At 63.1% G+C, this 24829-nt stretch carries 26 protein-coding genes; 20 read left to right on the top strand and 6 right to left on the bottom strand.

Annotated elements, in window-relative coordinates; genetic code table 11:
- Window positions 1-89 precede the first annotated feature (89 nt).
- On the bottom strand, window positions 90-908 hold the full coding sequence (locus P3T21_RS23490) for a flagellin domain-containing protein (RefSeq protein ID WP_429258342.1): 819 nt from the start codon (window positions 906-908) through the stop codon (window positions 90-92).
- 253 nt (window positions 909-1161) lie between these two features.
- Between P3T21_RS23490 and P3T21_RS23485 the strand changes: the two genes are divergently transcribed.
- Window positions 1162-2106, top strand: a complete 945-nt coding sequence (locus P3T21_RS23485) for an aldo/keto reductase (protein ID WP_429258341.1) — start codon at window positions 1162-1164, stop codon at window positions 2104-2106.
- A 329-nt stretch (window positions 2107-2435) separates the two neighbouring features.
- On the top strand, window positions 2436-2648 hold the full coding sequence (rpsU, locus tag P3T21_RS23480; RefSeq protein WP_074262890.1) for a 30S ribosomal protein S21: 213 nt from the start codon (window positions 2436-2438) through the stop codon (window positions 2646-2648).
- 180 nt (window positions 2649-2828) lie between these two features.
- Here the strand turns inward: rpsU and P3T21_RS23475 are convergent, their stop codons facing one another.
- Together P3T21_RS23475 and P3T21_RS23470 are read right to left on the bottom strand one after the other, a co-directional pair.
- Window positions 2829-3254 carry a hypothetical protein gene (locus P3T21_RS23475; RefSeq protein ID WP_429258340.1) on the bottom strand — a complete coding sequence of 142 codons (426 nt, stop codon included), beginning with the start codon at window positions 3252-3254 and terminating at the stop codon, window positions 2829-2831.
- A gap of 295 nt (window positions 3255-3549) precedes the next feature.
- The gene (locus tag P3T21_RS23470; protein ID WP_429258339.1) at window positions 3550-4146 is read right to left on the bottom strand and encodes a DNA-3-methyladenine glycosylase I; all 597 of its coding nucleotides are present in this window, start codon (window positions 4144-4146) and stop codon (window positions 3550-3552) included.
- A 158-nt stretch (window positions 4147-4304) separates the two neighbouring features.
- Here P3T21_RS23470 and P3T21_RS23465 point away from each other — a divergent pair, with 158 nt between their 5' ends.
- Window positions 4305-5225: a BadF/BadG/BcrA/BcrD ATPase family protein gene (locus P3T21_RS23465; RefSeq protein ID WP_429258338.1), complete on the top strand. Its 921-nt coding sequence runs from the start codon at window positions 4305-4307 to the stop codon at window positions 5223-5225.
- A 35-nt stretch (window positions 5226-5260) separates the two neighbouring features.
- Window positions 5261-6082, top strand: coding sequence for a Cof-type HAD-IIB family hydrolase (locus P3T21_RS23460; RefSeq protein WP_429258337.1), 822 nt, complete (start codon window positions 5261-5263; stop codon window positions 6080-6082).
- A gap of 249 nt (window positions 6083-6331) precedes the next feature.
- Here P3T21_RS23460 and P3T21_RS23455 read toward each other — a convergent pair whose 3' ends face one another.
- Together P3T21_RS23455 and aqpZ are read right to left on the bottom strand one after the other, a co-directional pair.
- Window positions 6332-6670 (bottom strand): PXPV repeat protein, encoded by a 339-nt coding sequence (locus P3T21_RS23455; protein ID WP_429258336.1) that lies wholly within the window; start codon window positions 6668-6670, stop codon window positions 6332-6334.
- A 350-nt stretch (window positions 6671-7020) separates the two neighbouring features.
- Entirely contained in the window at window positions 7021-7761 is a 741-nt protein-coding gene (gene aqpZ / locus P3T21_RS23450; protein ID WP_429258335.1) for an aquaporin Z, read from the bottom strand.
- Between the two features lie 288 nt (window positions 7762-8049).
- Between aqpZ and P3T21_RS23445 the strand changes: the two genes are divergently transcribed.
- Window positions 8050-8349: an H-NS histone family protein gene (locus P3T21_RS23445; RefSeq protein ID WP_429258334.1), complete on the top strand. Its 300-nt coding sequence runs from the start codon at window positions 8050-8052 to the stop codon at window positions 8347-8349.
- A gap of 204 nt (window positions 8350-8553) precedes the next feature.
- On the opposite strand, the gene P3T21_RS23440 is transcribed toward P3T21_RS23445, so the two are convergent.
- Window positions 8554-9618 (bottom strand): glycosyltransferase family 4 protein, encoded by a 1065-nt coding sequence (locus tag P3T21_RS23440; protein WP_429258333.1) that lies wholly within the window; start codon window positions 9616-9618, stop codon window positions 8554-8556.
- A 628-nt stretch (window positions 9619-10246) separates the two neighbouring features.
- Between P3T21_RS23440 and flhD the strand changes: the two genes are divergently transcribed.
- The 15 genes from flhD (at window position 10247) to P3T21_RS23365 (ending at window position 24672) form a co-directional block, all read left to right on the top strand.
- Entirely contained in the window at window positions 10247-10567 is a 321-nt protein-coding gene (flhD, locus tag P3T21_RS23435; protein ID WP_429258332.1) for a flagellar transcriptional regulator FlhD, read from the top strand.
- A 97-nt stretch (window positions 10568-10664) separates the two neighbouring features.
- Window positions 10665-11228: a flagellar transcriptional regulator FlhC gene (gene flhC, locus P3T21_RS23430; protein WP_429258331.1), complete on the top strand. Its 564-nt coding sequence runs from the start codon at window positions 10665-10667 to the stop codon at window positions 11226-11228.
- 159 nt (window positions 11229-11387) lie between these two features.
- Window positions 11388-12248, top strand: a complete 861-nt coding sequence (motA, locus tag P3T21_RS23425; protein WP_429258330.1) for a flagellar motor stator protein MotA — start codon at window positions 11388-11390, stop codon at window positions 12246-12248.
- A gap of 12 nt (window positions 12249-12260) precedes the next feature.
- Window positions 12261-13274 carry a flagellar motor protein MotB gene (gene motB, locus P3T21_RS23420; protein WP_429258329.1) on the top strand — a complete coding sequence of 338 codons (1014 nt, stop codon included), beginning with the start codon at window positions 12261-12263 and terminating at the stop codon, window positions 13272-13274.
- A gap of 86 nt (window positions 13275-13360) precedes the next feature.
- Window positions 13361-13738, top strand: coding sequence for a response regulator (locus P3T21_RS23415; RefSeq protein ID WP_429258328.1), 378 nt, complete (start codon window positions 13361-13363; stop codon window positions 13736-13738).
- Window positions 13739-13805: 67 nt separating this feature from the next.
- Window positions 13806-16076 carry a chemotaxis protein CheA gene (gene cheA / locus P3T21_RS23410; RefSeq protein ID WP_429258327.1) on the top strand — a complete coding sequence of 757 codons (2271 nt, stop codon included), beginning with the start codon at window positions 13806-13808 and terminating at the stop codon, window positions 16074-16076.
- A gap of 33 nt (window positions 16077-16109) precedes the next feature.
- Entirely contained in the window at window positions 16110-16637 is a 528-nt protein-coding gene (locus P3T21_RS23405; RefSeq protein ID WP_429258326.1) for a chemotaxis protein CheW, read from the top strand.
- Window positions 16638-16682: 45 nt separating this feature from the next.
- Window positions 16683-18563 carry a methyl-accepting chemotaxis protein gene (locus tag P3T21_RS23400; protein ID WP_429258325.1) on the top strand — a complete coding sequence of 627 codons (1881 nt, stop codon included), beginning with the start codon at window positions 16683-16685 and terminating at the stop codon, window positions 18561-18563.
- A 16-nt stretch (window positions 18564-18579) separates the two neighbouring features.
- Window positions 18580-19533, top strand: a complete 954-nt coding sequence (locus P3T21_RS23395) for a CheR family methyltransferase (protein ID WP_429258324.1) — start codon at window positions 18580-18582, stop codon at window positions 19531-19533.
- Complete coding sequence (cheD, locus tag P3T21_RS23390; protein WP_429258323.1) at window positions 19530-20327, top strand: chemoreceptor glutamine deamidase CheD; 798 nt, start codon at window positions 19530-19532, stop codon at window positions 20325-20327. Before P3T21_RS23395 ends, cheD begins: the two co-directional genes overlap by 4 nt.
- 5 nt (window positions 20328-20332) lie before the next feature.
- Window positions 20333-21418 (top strand): protein-glutamate methylesterase/protein-glutamine glutaminase, encoded by a 1086-nt coding sequence (locus P3T21_RS23385; RefSeq protein ID WP_429258322.1) that lies wholly within the window; start codon window positions 20333-20335, stop codon window positions 21416-21418.
- Between the two features lie 70 nt (window positions 21419-21488).
- Entirely contained in the window at window positions 21489-21884 is a 396-nt protein-coding gene (gene cheY, locus P3T21_RS23380; RefSeq protein WP_429258321.1) for a chemotaxis response regulator CheY, read from the top strand.
- 2 nt (window positions 21885-21886) lie between these two features.
- Window positions 21887-22603 (top strand): protein phosphatase CheZ, encoded by a 717-nt coding sequence (gene cheZ, locus P3T21_RS23375; protein ID WP_429258320.1) that lies wholly within the window; start codon window positions 21887-21889, stop codon window positions 22601-22603.
- A 220-nt stretch (window positions 22604-22823) separates the two neighbouring features.
- Window positions 22824-23372 (top strand): DUF2844 domain-containing protein, encoded by a 549-nt coding sequence (locus P3T21_RS23370; RefSeq protein ID WP_429258319.1) that lies wholly within the window; start codon window positions 22824-22826, stop codon window positions 23370-23372.
- Window positions 23373-23397: 25 nt separating this feature from the next.
- Window positions 23398-24672: a DUF3443 domain-containing protein gene (locus P3T21_RS23365; protein WP_429258318.1), complete on the top strand. Its 1275-nt coding sequence runs from the start codon at window positions 23398-23400 to the stop codon at window positions 24670-24672.
- Window positions 24673-24829 lie beyond the last annotated feature (157 nt).

Raw genomic sequence — 24829 nt, 5'->3', positions numbered from 1 at the left:
CCGGTCCTGCCAGTATTCCTTGCGGGAGTCACGTACGGCTGCAACTCCCGCAATGCGGCGCCGTGTGGCACGCCGCGCTTCAATCAGTCTTACTGGAGAAGCTTGAGAACTTGCTGCGGCATCGAGTTCGCTTGAGCCAGCACCGAGATGCCTGCTTGTTGCAGCACTTGAGCCTTCGACAGGTTCGCCGTTTCCTCAGCGAAGTTCGCGTCGGTGATCTGCGAACGTGCAGCGGTCATGTTCGTCGCTTGCGTGTCCGTCGTCGTGATGGCGGCCGTCATCGTGTTTTGCGTTGCACCGAGCGTTGCCTGGAAGGTATTCACGCTTGCCAGTGCCGTGTCGATCAGGCCCATTGCCGTCTGTGCCAGCGCTGCCGTCGAAACGCTCAGGGCGCTCACGCCGAGACCCGTTGCGTTCCACACCGTGGCGCCGAACGACGCGGTGATCTGCTGACCAGCGAAAGCGCCGATCTGGAACGTCACATTGCCTGCGTTCGAGAGAACTGCCGTGCCGTTGAACGTCGTCTGGGTTGCGACGCGCGTGATTTCAGCGAGACGTGCCTGCACTTCCGAGTCCAGGTTGCTCAGTGCCTTCGAGTCCAGCGAGCCGTCGCCTGCTTCCACTGCCAGCTGGCGGATACGTTGCAGGTTGTTGACTGTCGATTGCAGCGCGCCGTTGGTGGTTTGCACCATCGACACCGCGTTGTTCGCGTTTGCTGCACCCTGGGTCAGCGCGTTGATCGACGCCGTTTGCGACGTTGCAATCGCGTTGCCCGCTGCATCGTCAGCAGCCGTGTTGATGCGCTTGCCCGACGACAGACGATTGATGGCTTGCGACAGAGCGCTTTGCGAGCCCGTCAGATTGTTCTGTGCCGTCAGCGAAAAAATGTTGGTGTTGATATTCAGCATTTGCTTCCTCGTTTGGAAAACGCCATGTGTTATTAGGCTGGTTCGGGTTCGGCGTAGCGCGTTTGACGAGTGGCGCTGCCCGCCTTTCCTGGTTGTCGGCGGCCCGGGAACAAAACTTTAGGGGGCTGGAGAGAAAAGAGGGAGGGAACGGAGCGGTTTACGGCCGCCCGAAAACTCGGAGAGTGGCTCCCTGTGCGGATCCGCGAGGCGGCGTATGCTTGTTGATCCAGATGCACTTGCCTACGGAGAAGTCATGCAAAAACGCCATATTGGGACGTCGCAGCTACAGGTGGTGCCGCTCGTTTTCGGCGGAAACGTGTTCGGCTGGTCCGCCGATGAGGCCACTTCGTTCTCGATTCTCGATGCTTTCGTCGACGCCGGGCTCGACTTCATCGATACCGCCGACGTCTACTCGGCCTGGGTCCCTGGGCACCGCGGCGGTGAGTCTGAGACCATCATTGGCAAGTGGCTGAAACAGGGCGGACGGCGCGACAAGGTCGTGCTCGCGACCAAGGTGGGCATGCTGGGCACGCGAAAAGGCCTGTCAGGCGGCAACATCCAGGCGGCAGTCGAAGATTCGCTGCGCCGCCTTCAAACTGATTACATCGACGTTTATTTTTCGCATCTTGACGACGCGGAGACGCCGCTCGCCGAGACGCTCGGCGCCTATCAACGGCTGATCGAGGCGGGCAAGGTGAGGGTGATCGGCGCGTCAAACTACAGTGGCGCACGCGTCGAGGAAGCGCTGACCATCGCGCAGCAGAACGGTTTGCCGAAGTATCAGCTGCTCCAGCCCGAGTACAACCTGTATGATCGCGCACCGTACGAAAGCGAAATCGAGCCGGTTGCGCTGGCGCACCGGCTGGGCGTCGTGACGTATTACAGCCTCGCGAGTGGCTTTCTGTCGGGCAAATACCGTTCGAAGGCGGATCTCGGGAAAAGCAGCGCCCGCGGCAGCCGGGTCGAAAAATACCTGGACGAACGCGGCCTGGGGATACTGAAGGCGCTCGACGAAGTCGCTGGCCGGCACGACAGCACGCCGGCTACGGTAGCGCTGGCGTGGCTGATTGCGCGTCCGGGCGTGACGGCGCCGATCGCGAGCGCAACATCGGTCGAACAGCTGAAAAGCCTTGTTGCGGCAGTCCGTTTGACGCTCAGCGACGCCGATATTCGTCGGCTGAACGACGCAAGTGCCTGAGCCGACTCGCTAAAGTGGTGGTGGGCACGAGTTTTTCCTGATATCATCGGGAGTGAATTGAGATCTTTGCCTGTTTCGTGGTCGATTTGTGGTTGAACGTCGGCGGTGAACCGGGCATCAGGCGCGGCGCTGCATGGTCCGTCTGCCCGCGTTCTCGCGGTGAACTCCCCACCTCTCTTTTCCGGCCTCCGTGGCCGCTTTGCCTCTCGTTTTCGTCCATGGTTTCGTTTGCCTGTTATTGGCCATGAATCGAAACGACCGGAGTGCCGGCGCGTGAGCGGGTTGCCGCTACGCAATTAACCGTATCAAGCGATTTAGTTAGGAATTACATGACGACGATTCTTCTGAAAGAAAACGAGCCGTTCGAAGTGGCGATCCGCCGCTTTCGTCGCGCAATCGAAAAGAATGGCCTGATCGCCGAGCTGCGTGAACGCCAATCGTACGAAAAGCCGACGACGGCACGTAAGCGCAAGAAGGCCGCTGCTGTGAAGCGCCTGCACAAGCGCCTGCGTAGCCAGCAACTGCCGAAAAAGCTGCACTAAGCACGCTTTTGCGCACGGCCAGACGGCGGCGTAGCTTCGAAAGAAGCGACGCCGCCGTTTTCATTTGGGCGGTGTGGGCTGGACAGGTGAAGCAGCAATCGGATGACCGCAGCGCGCGGATGTGCGCAGCGCGCGCGATAAACCCTGTTCCGGTCCGGTCTGATCCGCGGCGGCCTGACCTTATGCCGCGGTTTTGACGCGTTCGGCGGACAGCCCGAACTGCCTCGCAATCGAGACCAGACGCTCCTGCCATTCCCACGTGCCAAATACGTCATGCACGTTTTGCAGGCAGCTGAGCAATTCGACCGTGGTCGCGTCATAGATGTTGAGGCGCGCGCGCAGCAATGCCTTCTTGAGCGCGGAGACGCCTACGTCCATGTAGGCTGGCACGTCGCGTGGGTTCTTGCCGATGTAGCGGACAGGAACACCTTCCATCGCCGTCATATAGTCGCGCGGCTTGATGAAGTTGCCGACGGGACATCCGCCGCAGTTACCCCGATACGCGCCGCCGCCGTGTGGCAGTAGCGCCGCACGCCCCTGGCCGAACAGATGGCCGACGGCCTGGTCGAATATCTCCTGATGTGTCAGGAAGTTCAGGCTTTTCATGTGAATCTCCTCTGTGCAGCGCACAGCGGTCGTTTGTTATTTGAAGGTGTTACTGGTCCTGCACTTAAATATAACGACTGAAATCGGTAAAAATGTAGCGGATTGGTGCGGTAGCGCGCAATTTTGACATATCGCTTCGCTGCGCGCAGTGAAGCCGGGCGCTGCCCATGCTTCGCGGAACATGGTGAGTCGGCCTCCGTCGCGGGCGGTGGCGGGCGCGCGGAGTGCTCGTGCCCCAGTCGCAGAGAGCGTTGTGGGAACGCTGATAGCGCTTCCCGGGCGGGAAGCCCGCCTTCTATCCCGCCTTCCGGTTGCGCCCCTTTTTGCCAAGCGCGGCGCAGGTCGCCCGGCATTCGCATGTTCGCTCGTGGTCGTTCACCATGCCGACCGCCTGCATGAACGCATAGCAGATCGTCGTGCCGACGAACTTGCAGCCATACGCCTTGAGCCCCTTGCTGAGGGCGTCGGAAATATCCGTCGAAGCCGGTGCTTCCTTATACGTCGCCCAGTTGTTCTGGATCGGTGTCTGGTCGACGAATGACCACACGAAGTTTGCCAGCGAGCCATGCTCCGCCTGGATCTGCTGGACGGCACGCGCATTGGTGACCACGGACTCGAGCTTGCCCCGATGGCGGACGATGCTGGCGTCGAGCAGCAACGCCTCAATGTGTTTCGGCGTGAAGCGAGCCACCGCGTCGACGTCGAAATCCGCGAACGCGCGACGATATCCCGCCCGCTTGTTGAGGATTGTCGACCAGGAAAGGCCGGCCTGTGCGCCTTCCAGGACGAGCAGCTCGAACAGATGCCGGTCGTCACGCGACGGCACGCCCCATTCCGCGTCGTGATATTGCGCTAGTGCTTCCGTCGCTGCCCAGTTGCATCGTTGTGTCACTTTCTCACTCCCGCCTGTTTGAGTTGCCTGTCTTGCCCTTATGCCGCCCGGCAAGAATAGCTGAACGGGCGCGCGCCGCCACCTGGCCGAACGGCAGATTGCCGGATCGGATTGAACCCGATAGGCTCTGCACCATCCTTCTCATTCGACTGTATTCGATGACTCCAGCCCTTTTCCTGATCGGTATCGACGGCGGCGGTTCCGGCACCCGTCTTGTACTCGGCGATTTTCATGGTGTAGAACTCGCGCAGGCTGCAGCGGGCCCTTCTGGCCTTGGCCTTGGCGTCGCGCGCGCCTGGCAGGCTATCGAGGCGGGTTGTCGCGACGCATTCGCCAAGGCCGGCCTCGAACTTGACTGGTCACGGTGCGTTCTGGGATGCGGTCTGGCCGGCGTGAATAATCGCGACTGGCTCGCGGCGTTTCACGAGCACGCGCCACAACTGGCGGGACTTTCTGTTGAAAGCGATGCCTACACGACGCTCCTCGGCGCGCACGGTGGCGCGCATGGTGTCGTTGTCGCGCTCGGAACAGGCAGCGTGGCTGCTGCGGCCGACGGCGACGGACCGTGGCGCATTGCGAGCGGCTACGGCTTTCCATCCGGCGACGAGGCGAGCGGCGCCTGGCTTGGCTTGCATGCGATCGTCTACGCCCAGCAGGCGCTCGATGGGCGGGTGCCACATGATGGATTCGCGCAGGCGCTGCTCGCCCGGGTTGATGCGCAGGAGCGCGACAGTCTGATCGTCTGGCTTTGCGCGGCCAATCAGACTGCCTACGCGAGTCTTGCCCCAGTGGTGCTCCAGCATCGCGAGCATCCGTTTGCCGCGCGCCTGCTTGCCGAGGCCGGCACGGAGATCGCGAAGATGATCGACGCGCTCGATCCCAGCAGTGCATTGCCCGTTGCGCTGTGCGGCGGGTTGGGCGAGCCGTTGCAGCCGTACGTGCCTGCCTCGCATCGCGAGCGCCTTCGCACTCCCCTTGCCGATTCGGCGCACGGCGCATTGCAGCTCGCCCAGATCGAAGCTCGGCGGATTACCGCCGAAACGGGTGACGAGTCGAGTCGCGGGCCTTCAGGGCGCTAAAATACGAGCTTTGAAGCTGCGGCCCTGCCCACGACATGTACAAAGTCATTGCCACCGATCTCGACGGAACCCTGCTCAACAGCGATCACCAGGTTGACCCGTTCACTGTTTCCACGGTGCGCGCGCTCGAAGCGCAGGGGCTTCACTTCGTCATCGCGACGGGCCGTCATTATTCCGACGTGGCCGGTATTCGCGATGTGCTCGGCATCAAGCCCTATCTGGTGACATCGAACGGCGCGCGGGTGCATGCTCCGGACAACACACTGATGTACGCGCGCGATCTTTCGCCCGATATTGTCCGGCGCCTCATCGAGCCGCAGATTGTCGGCGAGCATGGGCGGGTGATCGTCAATCTGTTTGCCGATCAGGAATGGCTGATCGACCGCGATGCGCCTCATCTGCTGCGCTTTCATCAGGATTCAGGGTTTTCGTACGAGGTGATGGATCTGCGAGAGCACGACGGCAACGACATTGCGAAGGTGCTCTATATCGGCGATCCGGCCGATCTCGCGCAGGTCTCGGCGAATCTCGAACGCGAATTCGGCGAGGCGCTGTATTTCACCTACTCTCTGCCTGACTGTCTCGAGGTGATGGCTTCGAACGTATCGAAAGGCACGGCGCTGCGTGTGGTGCTGGAGTGCCTTGGAGTCGACCCGGCGCGCTGTGTCGCGTTCGGCGACAACATGAACGACATCGACCTGCTGGAAACAGCCGGCTATCCGTTCATGATGAACAACGCCAATCCGGACCTCATCACGCGCCTGCCGAATGTGCCACGCATCGGGAATAACTTCGAGGCGGGTGTCGCGCATCATCTGCGCAAACTTTTTGCGATCGACGATGAACTGACGTCATAAAAGACGATGCGGCGTTGCGAAGATCAACCCACCTCGCGAGTGGCCGGCTTCGTTAGCCGCATGAAGGCGATGGACTGGCGATCAACGTGCCGCACGCCACCTGCCTCGCGGCACCGAACACGGAATATCAGCTGAAGAGGTGACGCGCGAAATAACAACGCGTCACGTTCACCTGCCCGATGACCAACGACCGAAGTCCGCGGTCCGCACGAACTTCACGCACTTCGGTCACGGGCTTGCTGCGATCCATCAACCATGCCAGCCGTAGCCGCGGTCACCACGGGCGTCCCAGCCGCCACGATCGCCGTGGCCATGGTCGTCGTGGTCCCAGCGCTGCGGCCCGCGATCGCGGTCACGTTCGTGCCAGCCGCCGCGATCCCAGCCCGGACGGTCATACCCCGGACGGTCATACCCCGGACTGTCATACACTGGTTGAGGCGCGGCGTAGACCGGTGCCGGGCGCACATACACTGGAGCCGGGACGCCGAGCGAAAGTCCGATGCTCAGATCCGTGTGCGCCTGGGCGACGCCGCAGGTCCCGGCCGCAAGGCCCGCAGCAACAAGCAGATGAGTAACGATGCGCTTCATGTTGTTCTCCTGTCTCGCGACATGTTTGTCGCACGGGTTCAATCTACGCATCGCAGGACGATCGTGCTGCGACCAGATGTTACCGAGTGAAAGCATCGATTCAGCTGCGCGCGCGGGGCTTCAGCGCCGGTTCGCCGCATGAAAATCGCCCTGTGAAACCCGGCCGCAACGCCACAACCGGTGTGCGATGCGGCCATGCAGCGGTCGCGTCGGCTGGGCTGATCGAAAAATGCGGAAGCGTCGCGAGTGGCAGTAAGCCGTTCTTACACTTGTGGCATTCGTTAATATTTCGCGCCACCAGCCACGCCCCACCATCCCCGACCGCCATCGCCCACCGGCCAGTCTCTCGTCTAGCTCAACGCTTCCACATTCCGCGCCGCCTCACGCTCACGCGCGATGACCGGATAAACCAGACCGGCAATCACGGCACCCAGAACCGGTGCGATCCAGAAGAGCCACAACTGGTCGACCGCGCCGCCGCCCACGAACAGCGCCGGGCCCGTCGATCGTGCCGGATTGACTGACGTGTTCGTGACCGGAATCGAGATCAGATGGATAAGCGTCAGGCACAGGCCAATGGCGATCGGTGCGAAACCCGCCGGTGCACGCCTGTCGGTCGCGCCGAGAATCACAAACAGGAAGAAGTCGGTCATCACCACTTCGCAGATAAACGCCGCGAGCATCGAATAGTGGCCCGGCGAACGCGCGTCGTATCCGTTGCTGGCGAAGCCTCCCGCGACAAGATCGAAGCCCGGTTTGCCTGACGCAATCAGCGACAGCACGAACGCGCCGAGCACCGCCCCGATCACCTGCGCCACGATATACGGCACGAGATCGCGGGCCGGGAAACGGCCGGCGACCGTGAGGCCGATGCTCACGGCCGGGTTCAGATGGCATCCGGAAATATGGCCAATCGCATAGGCCATCGTCAGAACCGTGAGCCCGAAGGCGAGCGAAACGCCCACGTAGCCAATACCGAGACCCTGCTCGGGACCTGCGAGACTCGCGGCCAGGACGGCACTGCCGCACCCTCCGAGCACGAGCCAGAACGTGCCGAAGGTCTCGGCAGCGATGCGTCGCGACAAATGCATATGCGTATTCCTTTAAAGTTCGACAGCCATTGCGGCATCGCGAAATACGCAATGCGCGCTCAAGTGGCGGATTTTAGGCAAACGCACCAGACGCCGTTGTCAAGAATTGTCAATTCCGACGAAATGCCCGCGATTATTTCGCGATAAAGATCCACGCAATTTAACTTCGCTTGAGACTTAATAATTATCAGATGATTTCTCGATAAGCAGGTCTATTGCGCATTGCGAATTTCGTTATTTACAGCTAATCTCCGACCAAATGATTGCCGCGATAAGGGAGAGACCAGAATGTCATCACAATACGCAGACCTCAAGGTTCAGATAGCGCGGCTTCAGGCGCAGGCCGAAGAGGCGCGCCGCACGGAACTCGTCAACGTGATCGCCGAGATCCGTCACAAGATCGTCGAATATGGGCTTACCGCACAGGATCTGGGATTCGCCGCCGCCGCCCGGCGCGGCCGGCCGCCCAAAAAGGCGCCGCTGCCGCCGCGCTATCAGGATCCAAAAACAGGCAGTACCTGGAGTGGGCGCGGCAAGCCGCCAAAATGGATCGCGGGAAAGAACCGTGAGCGCTTTCTGATCGGGTAGTAATCGCCGCATCACATCGAAAGCTTTTTGAAGGAAATCGCGCTCACTAAACCATTGGTTGATACGTCTGTTCACGCCAATAAAAAAGCCGCCTTGAAAGGCGGCTTTTTGTCGATGCGGAAATGAACCGCCTGATTCGCGCTCTTCGCAAACGATTCACATAGACGATTCATCCCACATTAGCGTATCGACCGCTGATGCCGGTCAGCCAGCCGCCACCCTGCGCAGCATCGGCCGGCGCGTCGCTTCCAGAAGCGTCGTATATCCGTCGACATAATTCTGCGCCATCGTCTCAGCGCTGAAGCGGCGTTCGAACTGCGCGCGGATTTCGCTGCGCGACAACTCATCGATGCGTTGAAGCGCGGCGACTGCACCCTGCACGTCCTCGCAGACGTAGCCGGTCACGCCGTGGTCGATCACCTCGGGCACCGAGCCGCGGTTGAACGCGATCACCGGCGTGCCACACGCCATCGCCTCGATCATCACGAGACCAAACGGCTCCGACCAGTCGATCGGGAACAGCAGCGCCTTCGCACCCGAGAGGAACTCGGGCTTCTGCGCCTCGTTGATCTCACCGACGAATTCGACGTGCGCCTGCGACAGCAGCGGCTCGATCTCCGTCTTGAAGTATTCCTCGTCGGCCTTGTCCACCTTGGCGGCGATCTTCAGCGGCAGACCGCTTTGGGCAGCGATCCTGATGGCTGTATCGACGCGCTTCTCCGGGCAGATACGGCCGAGGAACGCCAGATATTCAGGCTTCTTGTGCGCCTGCGGTGTCAGCAGCTGCGCCGGCAGGCCGTGATAGATGGTGTTGAGCCAGTTCGCCTGCGGCAACGGCTGACGCTGCGAATCCGAGATCGAAACGACCGGCGCGTCCGAAAAGGCGTCGAACACCGGCTGAAGCTCCGGCAGATCGAGGCGGCCGTGCAGCGTCGTGACGAACGGTGTATCCATCGTCGAGAATAGCGGGAACGGCAGGTAGTCCAGGTGGAAGTGCAGCACGTCGAACTCGTCAGCGACGCGGCTTACCTGTTCCATCATGAGCATGTGCGGCGCCATCGCGTCGCGCACGGTCGGATCGAGGCGCAGCGCGCGCGGCCAGCATGCTTCGAGATTTGCCGAGGTGACCGAATCGCCGCTCGCGAACAACGTGACGTCGTGGCCAAGGTCCACCAGCGCCTCGGTGAGGTAAGAGACAACACGCTCGGTGCCACCGTAGAATTTCGGCGGGACAGCTTCGTAAAGCGGAGCGATTTGTGCGATTCGCATGCGGTTCTCCTTGTTCAGACGGCTTCGCACAACAGCGCTCGGGTGAGCGGGGCGAATGCCGGGTCGGACGGACTGCGTGGCGTCTTTGTGGCCGCCGCGCGAGGGCTGCCCGAGCCGATCGGGTTATCCCTAAGGGCCATTATCGGGATCGGCCACAGCAATTCGAGCTATTTTTCAAACGCTTAATGTTGTTACAGCGCGATACAAGCGCTGTTACGGTTTCCCCTGGGGTGCGGGAAACCCAATGCCGACAATGACTTCGGCAAGATGGAAAGTCATGTCGCAGGGCAGCAGAACAGGCCGCATACGATGCATGACGCACTGCATAACGCGCGGTAAATCAGCCTGTCATCGCGCCCAGTCCTTCCCGCGCGCCATTCGTTGCGCCAGAAAATTCCCGCCGCGCCCGCCAGAACCCTGATTGATACAGAGCGTGTAGGAAAAATTCCTACAGAAATAATGGACGTTTCTGTCACAACAACGGGCGGTCTGTCCGATTTCAGAACGCTTGTGCTTTCGCCACAATGATGTCAATGACCATAAACGGGCCGGTCGTGCGTTGTAGGCGCGCGCGATCGAGCAAACGTTTCCGCAACGGCCTGACCAGCCAGATCGAACCGGGGGAATCATGAGCGCCACTAGCGAAATGCTCAGTGAGATCAGAGAAGTAAACCTGTCCTACCTGCTGCTGGCCCAACGTCTTCTCCGCGAGGACAAACCCATGGGCATGTTCCGCATGGGCATCTCGGACCAGCTCGCCGACGTCCTCGCCAACCTGTCGCTTGCACAGACCGTCAAGCTGGCCGCTTCGAACCAGGTGCTTTGCCGCTTCCGGTTCGACGACCACGCAATTCTTTCGTCCCTCGCCGAAAAGGGCAAACAGGGCGTTGTCGCCCAGGCCCATTCTGCCATCCTGATGGCGAGCCAGCCGACCGAGCAGATCGGTTGACGCGTGCGTCGCTGTTATCAGAGGCCGGCCTTCAAGGCGCCGGCCTTCCCGGGGATCCGGCCGTCCCGGGCCGGCAAGGACGACAGAACGAGGGCGGATGGCAACTAAAAGCGTGATGACCGAAGTCAGGGAGATCACCCTGGCGATCGAACTGATCGAACTCGGTGCGCGGCTGCAGCTCCTCGAGGCGGAAACCAGCCTCTCGCGCGACCGGCTCATCAGGCTCTACAAGGAGCTCAAGGGCGCGTCGCCGCCCAAGGGCATGCTGCCTTTCTCGACCGACTGGTTCATGACCTGGCAGCCCAATATCCACTCATCGCTGTTCTTCAATATCTACCGGTTCATCAATCTGCAGGGCGGTTGCGACACGATCCAGTCGATCGTGAAAAGCTACCGGCTCTACATGGAGCACGTCCAGTTGCAGCAGGAGGAGGCCGTGCTGAGCCTCACGCGCGCGTGGACGCTGGTGCGTTTCTTCGACTCCGGCATGCTGCAGATGACGCCGTGTTCGCGCTGCCGCGGGCATTTTGTCGCACACGCGCACGATCCGCAGCACGGGTTCGTCTGCGGGCTGTGCCAGCCGCCGTCGCGGGCGGGCAAGACCAGAAAGGCCGCGGAGGCGAAAGCCCGTCCGGCCGACCCTTCGATTCTCGCCGCCTGAAGCGTCGTTGACGTGTCGCCGGCGCGTCACCGGCGCACATCCCCGAGCCCATCTGGTTTACACCGGGCGCGCGGGACCCTTTTCCCCCAAAGTTTTCTGTCTGCGTGCCGTAAACCAGTTTAACGACGGTCTCCGTCGCTTCTTTGTGAGGGCTCGGCAGTGTTGATTTTCGTGGGAACACTCGTAACGCTGTTGTCCGTCTTCGGCGGCTATGCGCTGGAAGGTGGCCATCTTGGCGCGCTGTTGCAGCCCGTCGAAGTGCTGATGATCGCGGGAGCGGGGCTTGGTGCGTTCATTCTCGGCAACGGGGTGAAGACGATCAAGGCCACGATTCGCGTGATACCGACGCTCTTCAAAGGCGCCAAATACAACAAGGACGTCTACATGGAGCTGATGGCGCTCCTGTACGTGCTGCTCGCGAAAGCGCGCAAGGAAGGCACGCTGACGCTCGAAGCCGATATCGACGATCCGCAGAAAAGCCCGATCTTCACACAGTACCCCAAGATCCTGGCGGATCCCCATATCGTCGAATTCCTCACCGACTACCTGCGTCTGATGGTGGGCGGCAACATGAACGCCTTCGAAATCGAAAGCCTCATGGACGAGGAAATCGAAACGCACCATCACGAAGGCGAGGCTCCGGCCCACGCGCTGATGAAGGTCGGCGATGCGATGCCGGCGTTCGGGATTGTCGCGGCGGTGATGGGCGTGGTGCACACGATGGCGTCCGCGGACAAGCCGCCAGCGATTCTCGGCGAGATGATCGCCCAGGCGCTGGTCGGCACCTTCCTCGGCATTCTGCTTTCGTACGGGCTCATCGGGCCGCTCGCGAGTCTCGCTGAACAGCGCGTGACCGAGTCGACCAAGATGTTCCAGTGCATCAAGGTGACGATTCTCGCCAGCCTGAATGGATATGCGCCGGCAATCGCCGTCGAGTTTGGCCGCAAGGTGCTCTTCTCGACCGAACGCCCGTCGTTCGTCGAACTGGAAGAACACGTGCGTCGCGTGAAGGCGAAGTAAGGCGACCCGGACATGGCCAACAAGGACAAGGACCGCGCTATCGTCGTCAAGCGCGCGGCGCCCAGGAAGACCGGCCATCACGGCGGCGCCTGGAAGCTCGCGTACGCCGACTTCATGACCGCGATGATGGCGTTCTTCCTGTTGATGTGGCTCTTGAGCTCCGCATCGACGGTGCAGCTGCGCGGGATCGCCGAGTACTTCAACCAGCCGCTCAGGGTGTCGCTGCTGGGCGGCGATCGCAGCGCAGAAGACTCGAGCATCCTGAAAGGCGGCGGCCGCGACATCTCCACCGACCAGCAGGGCATCACGCGCCAGAGCGACGGTTCAACGGCGCGCGCCGAGAAAACGGCCGCGCATAACGACGAAGAGTCGGTCAAGGAGATGCAGGGTTCGCTGGAACGTCGCGAGCAGGTTCGTCTGCACGACCTGCAGGTGAAACTGATGGCCGCGATTGAAGCCAATCCGGTGCTGCGCCAGTTCAAGCAGCAGATCCGCATCGATTCGACGCTGACGGGCCTGCGCATCGAGATCGTCGATTCGCAGAAGCGGCCGATGTTCGCCACCGCCCGGGACATTGTCGAGCCCTACATGCGCGACATCCTGCGCGAAATCGGCAAGACGCTGAACGACGTGCCGAACCGCATCGTCGTGCAGGGTCACACCGACGCCGTGCAGTACGCCGGCGGCGAGAAGGGCTACAGCAACTGGGAGCTGTCGGCGGACCGCGCGAATGCGTCGCGTCGCGAACTGATCTCAGGCGGCATGGATGAAGCAAAGGTGCTGCGCGTGCTCGGTCTCGCGTCGACGCAGAACCTGAACAAGGCCGATCCGCTCGACCCGGAAAACCGCCGGATCAGCATCATCGTGCTGAACAAGAAGTCAGAAGAAGCGTTGATGCGCGACGACACGACCACCACGACGCTTTCGTCGGATGCGGCGGGCTCCTCGAAGCAGCCGCTCTTGCAGAAGATTGCGCAGCCGGTGACGGTTGCACCCAGGACGGCGCCGGCAGCGGCGACGCAGTAACGAAGTAAAGGCGGTTGTCTGGCCCGCTTTCGCGCCGGGGCGGCGCGGCAGGCCGGACAGCCCACAAGAAGCGCAACGAGGTTTTCATGATCAGGCACATTCTGGCAATCGACGATTCGGCAGCGATGCGGGAGATTCTCTCCGCAACGCTGACGGCGGCCGGCTATCAGGTGACGCTCGCGGCCGACGGCGAAGCGGGGTTCGAGAACGCGCTGGCCATGCCGTTCGACCTCGTGCTGACGGACCAGCATATGCCGGGCCGTAGCGGCCTCGATCTGATTGCAGCGCTGCGCGGCAACCCGGCGTATCAGACAACGCCGATCCTTGTGCTGACGACCGAATCGGGCGATGCATTCAAGGCGGCGGCGCGCGACGCAGGCGCGACCGGCTGGATCGAAAAGCCGCTCGACCCCGACATGCTGACCGAGCTGGTCGCGGCGCTCGCCGTACCCAGCAACGTCTGAGCGGCGACGGACAAAGCGAAACAAGACACAGCCCAGCCCAGACAGGATCTCTCGCGGTGACCCAGGCATGACACTCGACATCACTCAGTTCTATCAGACGTTCTTCGACGAAGCGGACGAACTGCTCGCGCAGATGGAGCAGTTGCTGCTCAATCTCGACATCGGCCATCCGGATCCTGAAGACCTCGCGGCGATTTTCCGCGCGGCGCACTCGATCAAGGGCGGCGCGGCGACCTTCGGCTTTACCGCGCTCACCGAAACGACCCACATTCTCGAATCGCTGCTCGACCGCGCACGCAATAACGAACTCGTGCTGCGCAAGGACATGATCGACACGTTCCTCGAAACGAAGGACGTGCTGTCGGGCCAGCTCGCGGACTACCGCGCAAGCGCCGAGCCGGACGCGGCGATCGCGAAGGCGATCTGCGCGCGTCTCGAATACCTCTATAACGAAAGCCGCGGCGTGCTGCCGGCAGGCGCGACGCCGCCGGCCGCAGCGCCAGCAGCGGCTCCGGTCGAGGCGCCGGCGCCGGCACCGGTTGAAGCGCCGCAGGGCATGCGGCCGCCTGAGCATGTGGTCGACCAGGCCGTGCAGGAAGTGGGAGAAAAGACGGATAGCGCAGCAGCTGCTGCACCGGCCGCCGGCAATGCGGGCGGCCCGCATCTGAAGATTACGCTACGGGGCGTAGGTGAGAAGGACCAGGAACTGCTGACGGAAGAACTCGGCAACCTGGGGCATATCGTCGGACAGGTGAAGACAGGCGGCGACTTGACGCTGTGGCTCGAATCCGATGTGTCGTCCGACGACATCGTCGCTGTGTGCTGTTTCGTGATTGACGACAGTCAGATCGAAATCGGCCGCGGCGCAGCGCCGGTGGACGAGTCGCAGCAGGGCGAACCTGGAGCGCCCACGGCTGCAGCTCCGAATCCGGTGGACGCAGAAAGCACGGCAGACGGAGGCGCGGGGGCGCCGGCCGCCGCCGTGTCGAACGCGGCAGATGACGCGGAGCCGGCGGCAGCGGCGCCCGCGTTTGTGGCGCCCGCAGCAGCCGCCGTTGCACCGGCTGTTGCTGCGGCGCCGGCGCCGGCAGGCGGTACCGAAGCAGAACGCAAGGCAGCCGCCCGTCCGGCGGCGGCCAATGCCGCGGAAGGCAGTTCGATCCGCGTCGGCGTCGAAAAAGTAGACCAGCTGATCAACCTCGTCGGTGAACTGGTGATCACGCAGGCCATGCTGGCAGAGACCACCAGCACCTTCGATCCGGCGTTGCACGACCGTCTCTTCAACGGCATGGCGCAGCTCGAGCGCAACGCGCGCGATCTGCAGGAAGCGGTGATGTCGATCCGCATGATGCCGATGGATTACGTCTTCAGCCGCTTCCCGCGCCTCGTGCGCGATCTCGCGGCGAAGCTCGGCAAGGAAGTGGAACTCGTCACCTTCGGTCAGGCGACCGAACTCGACAAGAGCCTCATCGAACGCATCATCGATCCGCTGACCCACCTCGTGCGCAACAGTCTCGATCACGGTATCGAGACGGTGGAAGCGCGTCGTGCGGCGGGCAAGGATTCGACCGGTCAGCTGGTGCTGTCGGCTGCGCATCACGGCGGCAACATCGTGATCGAAGTCAGTGACGACGGCGCCGGCCTGCGTCGCGACAAGATCCTCGCGAAGGCCGCGAAGCAGGGCATGCAGGTCAGCGAAACCATGACCGACGAAGAGGTCTGGAACCTGATCTTCCTGCCGGGCTTCTCGACCGCCGAGCAGGTCACCGACGTCTCCGGCCGCGGCGTCGGCATGGATGTGGTGAAGCGGAACATCCAGTCGATGGGCGGTCACGTCGAGATCACGTCGCACGCGGGTAAAGGCAGCACGACACGGATTGTGTTGCCGCTCACGCTGGCGATTCTCGACGGCATGTCAGTGAAGGTGGGCAGCGAGATTTTCATCCTGCCGCTCAACTTCGTGATGGAGTCGCTCCAGCCGAAGGCCGAAGACATCTACAGCGTCGCCGCGGGCGAACGCGTGGTGCGCGTGCGTGGCGAATATTTGCCGCTCGTCGCGCTTCACGAAATATTTTCCGTCGACGAAGCGAAGGTCGACCCGACGCAGGGCATCGTCACGATCATGCAGACTGAAGGACGGCGCTTTGCGATGCTGATCGACGAACTGGTCGGCCAGCAGCAGGTCGTGGTGAAGAACCTCGAAACGAATTACCGCAAGGTGCACGGCATTTCCGCCGCGACCATTCTCGGCGACGGCAGTGTCGCGCTGATCGTGGACGTCGCGGCGCTGAACCGCGAAAACCGTGCAGCGCACGGTGCCCTGAACACCCTTTCTTAACCTATCAACTCACCCAACCGTTTGGGGGCTAACGTGGCAGAAGTCCAATCCATCAATTCGACCGTGAGCGGCGCGAACGGCCGCCGCGATGCAGGGCAGGCCGACGCCGGCGGGCAGGAATTCCTGGTCTTCACGCTCGGCGCGGAAGAATACGGCATCGACATCCTGAAAGTGCAGGAAATCCGCGGCTACGACAACGTCACGCGCATCGCGAACGCGCCCGAGTTCATCAAGGGCGTGATCAACCTGCGCGGCATCATCGTGCCGATCGTCGACATGCGCATCAAGTTTCACCTTGGCCGCGTCGAGTATGACCATCAGACCGTCGTGATCATCCTGAACGTCGCGCATCGCGTGGTCGGGATGGTGGTCGATGGCGTGTCGGACGTGCTGACGCTTGCGACCGACCAGATCATGCCCGCACCGGAATTCGGCGCGACGCTGACCACGGAGTATCTGACCGGCCTCGGCACGGTCGACGGCCGCATGCTGATCCTGATGGACATCGAAAAGCTGATGACCAGCCGGGAAATGGCACTGATCGAAGCGCTCGGCAAATAAGCGCTGCGGCGCTGATATGAAGACAGGTAAACGGGAGAAATGACGATGCTGGGCAAGTGGTCGATCCGCACCTCGCTGACAGCGGTGGGCGTCGTTCTGGTTGCGCTGACCGTGGTGGTCGGCGGACTTGGACTGGCGGCGCTGAACCGCGCGAGCCAGTCGCTTGACTCGATCGCGCGTGGCGATCTGGTCGCGATTCACGCGCTCGACGACGCGTCGGCGTTCATGTTGCGCTCGCGCATTACGCTTAACCGCTTCGACGCGGTGACGGCAGCCGGTAATACGGACGACGCGAAGAAGATCTTCGAGCGCGCGCAGGAACTGCTCAACAAGTCGAACGACGCGTGGCAGGCGTATCTCGCCGCACCGAAGAACGGCGTCGACGCAGCCCTGCTCGACGACCTGCTCGCCCGTCGCGCGGCCGTGATGCGCGACGGCGTGGATCCGGAATTCGCCGCGCTGCGCGCCGGCGACCTCGCCGGTTATCACGCCATTGCGGACATGAAGATCAGCCCGATGTTCGTCGCGTATGACAACGCGGCCGTGCCGGTCCTGAAGGCGCTGCAGCAGAGCGCCGTCGACGGCCAGGAAGCGTCGCAGGCGAACATCTCGACGATGACGGCGCTCATCATCGGCGTCACGGTGCTGGCGCTCGTGATGGTTGTGCTGATCCGCTTCGCACTGCGCGGCCTGATCGTGCAGCCGCTCAACGACGCGGTCGTTGCGTTCGAGCGCATTGCTTCGGGCGACCTGACGCAGCCGATCGAGGTGTTCAGCACCAATGAAATCGGCCGTCTCTTCAGCGCGATCAGGAACATGCAGGACAGCCTCGCGACGATGGTCAAGTCCGTGCACAGCAGCACCGGTTCGATCGACACCGGCGCGCGTGAAATCGCGATGGGCAACACCGATCTGTCGCAACGCACCGAGCAGCAGGCGGCTTCGCTGCAACAGACCGCATCGAGCATGGAGCAGCTGACCGGCACCGTGCGCCAGAACGCCGAGAACGCACGCCAGGCGAGCCAGCTGGCCGTCAACGCGTCGGATATCGCGACGCGCGGCGGCGACGTGGTGAGCCAGGTCGTCAGCACGATGCAGGACATCGCGACGAGTTCCAACAAGGTCGTCGACATCATCGGCGTGATCGAAGGCATCGCGTTCCAGACCAACATCCTCGCGCTGAACGCCGCCGTTGAAGCGGCCCGCGCCGGCGAGCAGGGCCGCGGCTTCGCGGTCGTCGCAGGTGAAGTGCGCAGCCTCGCGCAACGCAGCGCGAGCGCGGCGAAGGAAATCAAGGAGCTGATCGGCACGTCGGCCGACAAGGTTCAGAGCGGCTCGGTGCTGGTGGGCCGTGCCGGCACGACGATGGACGAGATCGTGCAGGCCGTGCGCCGCGTGACCGACATCATGGGCGAGATCAGTGCGGCTTCGGAAGAGCAGTCGACCGGCATCGAGCAGGTCAACCGCGCCGTCGTGCAGATGGACGAAGTGACGCAGCAGAACGCGGCGCTTGTCGAAGAAGCGGCAGCGGCGGCTGCATCGCTCGAAGAGCAGACGCGCCAGTTGCAGACCGTGGTCGGCGGCTGGCGGGTGACAGGCGGCATGCACGAACAGCAGCGCAGCAGCGTGACGCGACCGCAGCGCGCACGCGCGCCGGTGATGCCGTCGGCCGCGAAGCCTGCAACGCATGTGTCACCGGCGGCGGCCGTCGCGTCGGCCGCTCCGGCAGCCCGCGCAGCCAAAGCGCAGGCCCATGTCACCACGGCACCCGCAGCAGCACCGGCTGCGAAGCCGGAATCCGCGGCGCTACGTACCGAACCCGCAGTGAAGAAGAAATCCTCAGCAGGCGCGGTTGAACCGGCAGCGCGTCCGGCAGCGGCCGCGTCCAGTACAGCCGGCTCCGACGCCGACTGGGAAACGTTCTAGGAAATGGCGGTCAGGCATGATGGCAACGCGCGCAGAGCAGCGGTCCGAACGGGCCGACGCGGGTCGCTCCGGCGACCAGGCACGTGACTTCGAGTTCACGTCGGCGGATTTCGCCCGCATCCGCGAGCTGATCCACCGCAGCGCGGGCATTTCGCTGTCGGACCACAAGCGCGACATGGCGTACAGCCGCCTCGCGCGGCGCCTGCGCGCCCGCGGGCTCGAAAGCTTCAAGTCATATCTCGACATGCTCGAATCGGCAAACGATCCGGCCGAGTGGGAAGCGTTCACGAACGCGCTGACCACGAACCTCACGGCGTTCTTCCGTGAAGCGCATCACTTTCCGATCCTCGCCGACTTCGTGAAGAAGCGCAGTTCGCCGGTGTCGGTGTGGTGCTCGGCGGCTTCGACGGGTGAAGAGCCGTATTCGATCGCCATGACGCTGATCGAGGCGCTTGGCGACAGCGCGGCGCGTAGTGCCACTGTCCACGCCACCGACATCGACACGCAGGTGCTCGCGAAGGCCGAAGCCGGCATGTACCAGTTCGATCAGGTGAAGCACCTGTCGCCGGAACGGCTGAAGCGCTTCTTCCTGAGAGGCACCGGCGCGCATGCCGGCATGGTGAAGGTGCGTCCGGAAGTGCGCGCAATGGTCCGCTTCGAGCAGCTGAACCTGACCGACCGCGACTACGCATTGCGCTCGCCGTTCGACGCGATCTTCTGCCGCAACGTGATGATCTATTTTGACAAACCGACGCAGTCGCACGTGCTGTCGCGCTTCGAGCCGCTTGTGAAACCGGGCGGGCTGCTGTTTGCCGGCCACTCGGAAAACTTCACGTACGTGACGCAGGCATTCAGGCTGCGCGGCCAGACGGTCTACGAACTCACGCGCGATGTCAGTGGCGCGCGCGGCACCTCGCGTGCAGCGACGTCGCATGTTTCGACTTCGGCGATGGGTGAGGTAAGCGTATGAGCAGCACCCTGCCGATCGCGACCAATCACTACTTCGACAATCACTTCCAGCGTCCAGGCGTCAAGCTGCTGCCGAACGAGTTCTACACGACCGGCGACGACATGGTGCTCGTCACCGTGCTCGGCTCGTGCGTGGCGGCGTGCATCCAGGATCGCACAGCGGGCATCGGCGGCATGAACCACTTCATGCTCCCCGATGACGGCGCCGACGTCGTCCAGGCCGGGTCGGATTCGATGCGCTACGGCGCCTACGCGATGGAAGTGCTGATCAACGAACTCATCAAGGCCGGCGGCCGGCGCGAGCGCTTCGAAGCGAAGGTGTTCGGCGGCGCGGCTGTGCTCGCCGGCATGACGACGATGAACATCGGCGATCGCAACTCGGAATTCGTGCGTCGCTATCTGGCGCTGGAAAAAATCCGCATCACCGCCGAGGACCTGCAGGGCGGGCATCCGCGCAAGGTCGCGTTCATGCCGCGCACGGGCCAGGTGATGGTGAAGAAGCTGCGTCTGCAGCAGGATCAGGGGGTCACCGAGCGCGAGCAGGCGCTCGCCCGGCAGACCGCCGAAGCGCGCGCCGAACGGCTCGCGCGGGCCCGCGAGCGGGTCGAACTCTTTGCGTCGCCGGCTGGCAGGCCGCGCATCGAGCTGTTCGGCGCCAGTCCGGCAGCAAGCGCGACAGCAGGCGTGTCGACTGCCGCCGCGAGAGCCGCCGCGCCAACGAAGCCGCGCATCGAACTGTCTGGCGCGACGCGCCTGACTAACCAGAACAACGCCAGGACCGTAGAGGAGGCGTGACAGCCGTGCAGAAAATCAAGGTATTGTGTGTCGACGATTCAGCGCTGATCCGTAGCCTGATGACCGAAATTATCAACGCGCAGCCGGACATGACGGTCGTCGCGACCGCGCCGGATCCGCTCGTCGCGCGTGATCTCATCAAGCAGCACAACCCGGACGTCCTGACGCTCGACGTCGAAATGCCGCGCATGGATGGCCTCGACTTCCTCGAAAAGCTGATGCGCCTGCGGCCGATGCCCGTTGTGATGGTGTCGTCGCTGACGGAACGCGGCAACGAAATCACGCTGCGCGCGCTCGAACTCGGCGCAGTCGACTTCGTCACGAAGCCGAAGGTCGGCATTCGCGACGGCATGCTCGACTACGCCGAAAAGCTTGCCGACAAGGTTCGCGCCGCCGCCCGCGCCCGTGTGCGCCAGGCTGCGCCCGCGCCGCAACCGGGTGCGCATGCGCACGCACCGGCCGCGCCGGCGCCGCTCTTCAACAATCCGCTGCTGTCGACGGAAAAGCTGATCATCGTCGGCGCGTCGACGGGCGGCACCGAAGCGATCCGCGAAGTGCTCGTGCCGCTGCCGCCGGACGCACCCGCTGTGTTGATCGCGCAACACATGCCGCCGGGATTTACAAAATCTTTTGCGCAACGCCTCAATGGTTTATGTCGTATTACCGTTAAAGAAGCTGAGCACGGTGAACGTGTGCTGCCTGGCCACGCGTATATCGCGCCTGGCCACGCTCACCTCTTGCTGGCAAGGAGCGGTGCGAACTATATTGCGCATCTGTCTGACGAGCCGCCGGTGAACCGTCACCGGCCATCGGTCGATGTGTTGTTCCGCTCGGCGGCGCAGCATGCAGGCAAGAACGCCGTCGGCGTGATCCTGACCGGCATGGGGCGTGACGGCGCAGCGGGGTTGCTGGATATGAAAAAGGCGGGCGCTTACACGCTCGCGCAGGATGAGGCGAGCTGTATCGTGTTCGGGATGCCGCGCGAAGCCATCGCGATGGGCGCAGCGGACGAGATTGCATCGCTTTCCGAGATGAGCCGGCGCGTGATGGCCCGTCTTGCGTCGATGGGCGACCGCGTACAGCGGGTATGATGCCCGCCTGGAACTGAACGAACAGGCGGACGCTCGCCGCACCTTCTAAGACAAGGGAAAGGGAATTGAAATGGATAAGGGAATGAAAATTCTGGTGGTGGACGACTTTCCGACGATGCGCCGGATCGTTCGCAACCTGCTGAAGGAGCTGGGCTACTCGAACGTCGACGAGGCGGAAGATGGCGCAGTCGGCCTCTCGCGTCTGCGCAGCGGCCGTTACGACTTCGTGATTTCCGACTGGAACATGCCGAACCTCGACGGCCTCGCGATGCTGAAGGAAATTCGCGCCGACGCGAACCTGACGCACCTGCCGGTGCTGATGGTGACGGCGGAATCGAAGAAGGAAAACATCATCGCGGCGGCGCAGGCCGGTGCGAGCGGCTATGTGGTCAAGCCGTTCACGGCGGTGACGCTCGACGAGAAACTCAACAAGATTCTCGAGAAGATGGCGAAGACGGGGAACTGATTGTGAATGAGCCGACCGACGCGCAAGGCGCCGATACGCGGGACGACGGAAGCGACCTCGCAACCGACCGGATTCTCGCCCGCATCGGGCAACTGACGCGCAACCTGCGCGACTCGATGCGCGAGCTGGGGCTCGACAAGCATGTCGAGCGCGCGGCGGAAGCCGTGCCGGACGCGCGCGACCGTCTGAAGTACGTCGTGACGATGACGGAGCAGGCCGCCGAACGCGTCCTGACCGCCATCGAGATCGCGAAGCCGGTGCAGGAGCAGCTGCAGCGCGACGCGGGTGTCCTCGAGGCGCGCTGGGACGAGTGGTACGCCGCTCCCATAGAGCGCGAGGAAGTGCGCGCGCTGATGGGCGACACGCGCACGTTCCTGAAGAATCTGCCCGATTCGACCACGGCGACCAGCTCGCAGCTGCTCGAAATCATGCTCGCGCAGGATTTCCAGGATCTGACGGGCCAGGTCATCAAGAAGATCATGGACGTCGTGTACCTGATCGAGCAGCAGTTGCTCGGTGTGCTGGTCGAGAACATCGCACCGGAGCGGCGCGAACAGTTCGCGGCGACAGCCGCGGCGCTGGTGGCCTCCGAAGCCATGTCGCCGACCGGCAGCCCGGAAGGTCTGCTGAACGGGCCGCAGATCAACCCGGAAGGCAAGGCCGACGTCGTGCAGGATCAGGCGCAGGTCGACGATCTGCTGGCAAGCCTCGGGTTTTGATGCGAGCGCCGTCGCGCGGCATTCCGGCGGTCCCGGAATGCGCGCGGTTGATGTGGCGCTTCATTCCCTTCTGCCAGAACTGACTCTTTGAAAGGTTCCGCAGGCATACTACGACGACATGATGCCGGCGCGCGGTTCGCTGCGCGAACGGCTGGCCAGATCCAGAGCTGCCGGTTCGCGCCTTTGCGGACCACGCGGCCACTGTCAGGGAGAGCCTGAAATGTCGAAATCGAGTCGCCTCTCGCGCGCCGTTGCACTGGCGTCGCTCGGATTGTGCTGTACGTTGATCGTTGTCCGGTCCGCCCATGCGGGTCTCGGCGCCAGCCCGATGACGCCGCCCGCGGACGCTTCCACCTCTTCCCGCGTCGTGCAGGGCTCATCGGTCGTTGCGCGCTCTGCTTCTTCGGCCGCCTCTTCGGCGGCATCTTCCCCAGCTGCTTCGTCTCCGTCAGCCTCCTACACCGTCGTTGATACGACGTTCGGCAGCGGCACGGTCGTGCACGAGTACGTCTCGTCGGCGGGGACGGTGTTCGGTATCGCGTGGCAGGGGCCGCAGATGCCCGATCTCTCCGTGCTGCTCGGCAGCTATTTCCCGCAATACGTCGACGCCGTGAAGGCCGCGCGCGCAACCCTCGGCCGGCGCGGCGTGGCGTCGGTCAATCAGGACACGCTGGTCGTGCGCTCCGGGGGCCATATGGGCGCCTTCGCGGGTGTCGCCTGGCTGCCGAAGGCGCTGCCGGCAGGCGTCAGCGGCCAGGACATCCAGTGATCACTTGATGACCAGGAGACGAAGCGTGCAAATCACATCGAAGCTCAAGGGATGGATGCAGGTCGCAGCCGTGGCCATCGGGGTGTCGCTCGTGGCGGCATGCGGCGGGGGCGGCGGCGACAACGGCGGCAACTCGAGCAACGGCGGCATCAATTCGTTGCCGGCCGGCCCGACGCAGCAGCCGATCGCGGCGGGTGCGGCGAACACCGTCGCCATTACCGTCGATAAGGGCCTCAAGAACGTCATCAACATCGCCACTGTCAGCGTGAAGGTCTGCGCGCCGGGGAGCACGGCCAACTGCCAGGTCATCGATCACGTGCAGCTCGACACGGCCTCGTTCGGGCTGCGGATCGTGAGTTCGGTGCTCAATCCATCGCTGACGGCGGTGGGGGGCTTGCCGATAACAACCGTCAACGGCTCGCAGCAACTGGCCGAATGTAGGCACTTCGCCGATGGCTTCACGTGGGGCACCGTGCGTACTGCCGATGTCACCATCGGGCAGAAGCAGGCGTCCGGTCTGCCGATCCAGATCATTGGCGATTTGCCGGCTGCGGTGCCGTCGACCTGCAATGGCGTGCCCGAGAACACGGTCGACGATCTTCGCGTGAACGGCATCCTTGGCGTAGGCGTGATGCAGATCGACTGCGGCACCAACTGTTCCGACACGACGAAGGCGCCCGCTCCCGGCAATTACTACGGTTGCACCGGCAACACGTGCGCCCCAACCGTGGCGTTGAGCACGCAGCAGGTGACCAATCCGGTGCCGAAATTCAACGGCGACAACAACGGCGTGATCGTGCAGCTGCCGCCGGTGCCGAATACCGGTGCGGCTTCGGCACGGGGCACGCTTGTGTTCGGCATCAACACGCAGTCGAACAACTCACTGGGGGCGGCGCAAACCTTCCTCTCTGACGATGCTGGCGACCTGATTAGCAGCACGTTCAACGGTCAGCCGGCGAAAGCGCTGTTCGATACGGGTTCAAACGGCTACTTCTTCGACGACACGACGCTACAGGCCTGCGGCAGCAACCAGCCAGGCTTCTACTGCCCGCCGACCGCGCAGACGCGCCCGTTCACCGTGAAGGGCGCCGGCAGCGCGACGGCGAACATCAACATGAACGTCGTCAGCGCGGCGACGCTGGTCTCGAGCGGCAGTAACTTTGCCTTCAACGACGTGGCAGGTCAGGGCATCGGGGCAGGCGTGGTCGATCTCGGCCTTCCGTTCTTCTTCGGCCGCTACGTGTTCTACGGCATGGATCTGCGTTCAACCACCGGCCAGGCGCCGTTCATCGCGTTCTGATCCGGCGGGAAAAGGGGCGGCTCAGGCGGCGCGAGAGTCCGCGCACGCCCACCCGGAGCCGTCCCTTTCCCGCTGTCGTTGGTTAGAACGGAACCTTCCAGCGCCCGTGCCACAGCGCGCCCGTGCAGGTGGCTATCCCGCGAAATACCCCCCTTTC

It is taken from the genome of Paraburkholderia sp. GAS334, assembly GCF_050436625.1.
In the GTDB taxonomy this organism is placed as follows: Bacteria; Pseudomonadota; Gammaproteobacteria; order Burkholderiales; family Burkholderiaceae; genus Paraburkholderia.
This window is presented reverse-complemented; position numbering and strand designations above follow the sequence as displayed.

What these genes read in the sequence shown, in the direction of transcription:
- P3T21_RS23490 (WP_429258342.1), bottom strand. Translation starts at nt 908, where the DNA reads ATGCTGAATATCAACACCAACATTTTTTCGCTGACGGCACAGAACAAT.
- P3T21_RS23485 (WP_429258341.1), top strand. Translation starts at nt 1,162, where the DNA reads ATGCAAAAACGCCATATTGGGACGTCGCAGCTACAGGTGGTGCCGCTC.
- rpsU (WP_074262890.1), top strand. Translation starts at nt 2,436, where the DNA reads ATGACGACGATTCTTCTGAAAGAAAACGAGCCGTTCGAAGTGGCGATC.
- P3T21_RS23475 (WP_429258340.1), bottom strand. Translation starts at nt 3,254, where the DNA reads ATGAAAAGCCTGAACTTCCTGACACATCAGGAGATATTCGACCAGGCC.
- P3T21_RS23465 (WP_429258338.1), top strand. Translation starts at nt 4,305, where the DNA reads ATGACTCCAGCCCTTTTCCTGATCGGTATCGACGGCGGCGGTTCCGGC.
- P3T21_RS23460 (WP_429258337.1), top strand. Translation starts at nt 5,261, where the DNA reads ATGTACAAAGTCATTGCCACCGATCTCGACGGAACCCTGCTCAACAGC.
- P3T21_RS23455 (WP_429258336.1), bottom strand. Translation starts at nt 6,670, where the DNA reads ATGAAGCGCATCGTTACTCATCTGCTTGTTGCTGCGGGCCTTGCGGCC.
- aqpZ (WP_429258335.1), bottom strand. Translation starts at nt 7,761, where the DNA reads ATGCATTTGTCGCGACGCATCGCTGCCGAGACCTTCGGCACGTTCTGG.
- P3T21_RS23445 (WP_429258334.1), top strand. Translation starts at nt 8,050, where the DNA reads ATGTCATCACAATACGCAGACCTCAAGGTTCAGATAGCGCGGCTTCAG.
- P3T21_RS23440 (WP_429258333.1), bottom strand. Translation starts at nt 9,618, where the DNA reads ATGCGAATCGCACAAATCGCTCCGCTTTACGAAGCTGTCCCGCCGAAA.
- flhD (WP_429258332.1), top strand. Translation starts at nt 10,247, where the DNA reads ATGAGCGCCACTAGCGAAATGCTCAGTGAGATCAGAGAAGTAAACCTG.
- flhC (WP_429258331.1), top strand. Translation starts at nt 10,665, where the DNA reads ATGGCAACTAAAAGCGTGATGACCGAAGTCAGGGAGATCACCCTGGCG.
- motB (WP_429258329.1), top strand. Translation starts at nt 12,261, where the DNA reads ATGGCCAACAAGGACAAGGACCGCGCTATCGTCGTCAAGCGCGCGGCG.
- P3T21_RS23415 (WP_429258328.1), top strand. Translation starts at nt 13,361, where the DNA reads ATGATCAGGCACATTCTGGCAATCGACGATTCGGCAGCGATGCGGGAG.
- cheA (WP_429258327.1), top strand. Translation starts at nt 13,806, where the DNA reads ATGACACTCGACATCACTCAGTTCTATCAGACGTTCTTCGACGAAGCG.
- P3T21_RS23400 (WP_429258325.1), top strand. Translation starts at nt 16,683, where the DNA reads ATGCTGGGCAAGTGGTCGATCCGCACCTCGCTGACAGCGGTGGGCGTC.
- P3T21_RS23395 (WP_429258324.1), top strand. Translation starts at nt 18,580, where the DNA reads ATGATGGCAACGCGCGCAGAGCAGCGGTCCGAACGGGCCGACGCGGGT.
- cheD (WP_429258323.1), top strand. Translation starts at nt 19,530, where the DNA reads ATGAGCAGCACCCTGCCGATCGCGACCAATCACTACTTCGACAATCAC.
- cheY (WP_429258321.1), top strand. Translation starts at nt 21,489, where the DNA reads ATGGATAAGGGAATGAAAATTCTGGTGGTGGACGACTTTCCGACGATG.
- P3T21_RS23370 (WP_429258319.1), top strand. Translation starts at nt 22,824, where the DNA reads ATGTCGAAATCGAGTCGCCTCTCGCGCGCCGTTGCACTGGCGTCGCTC.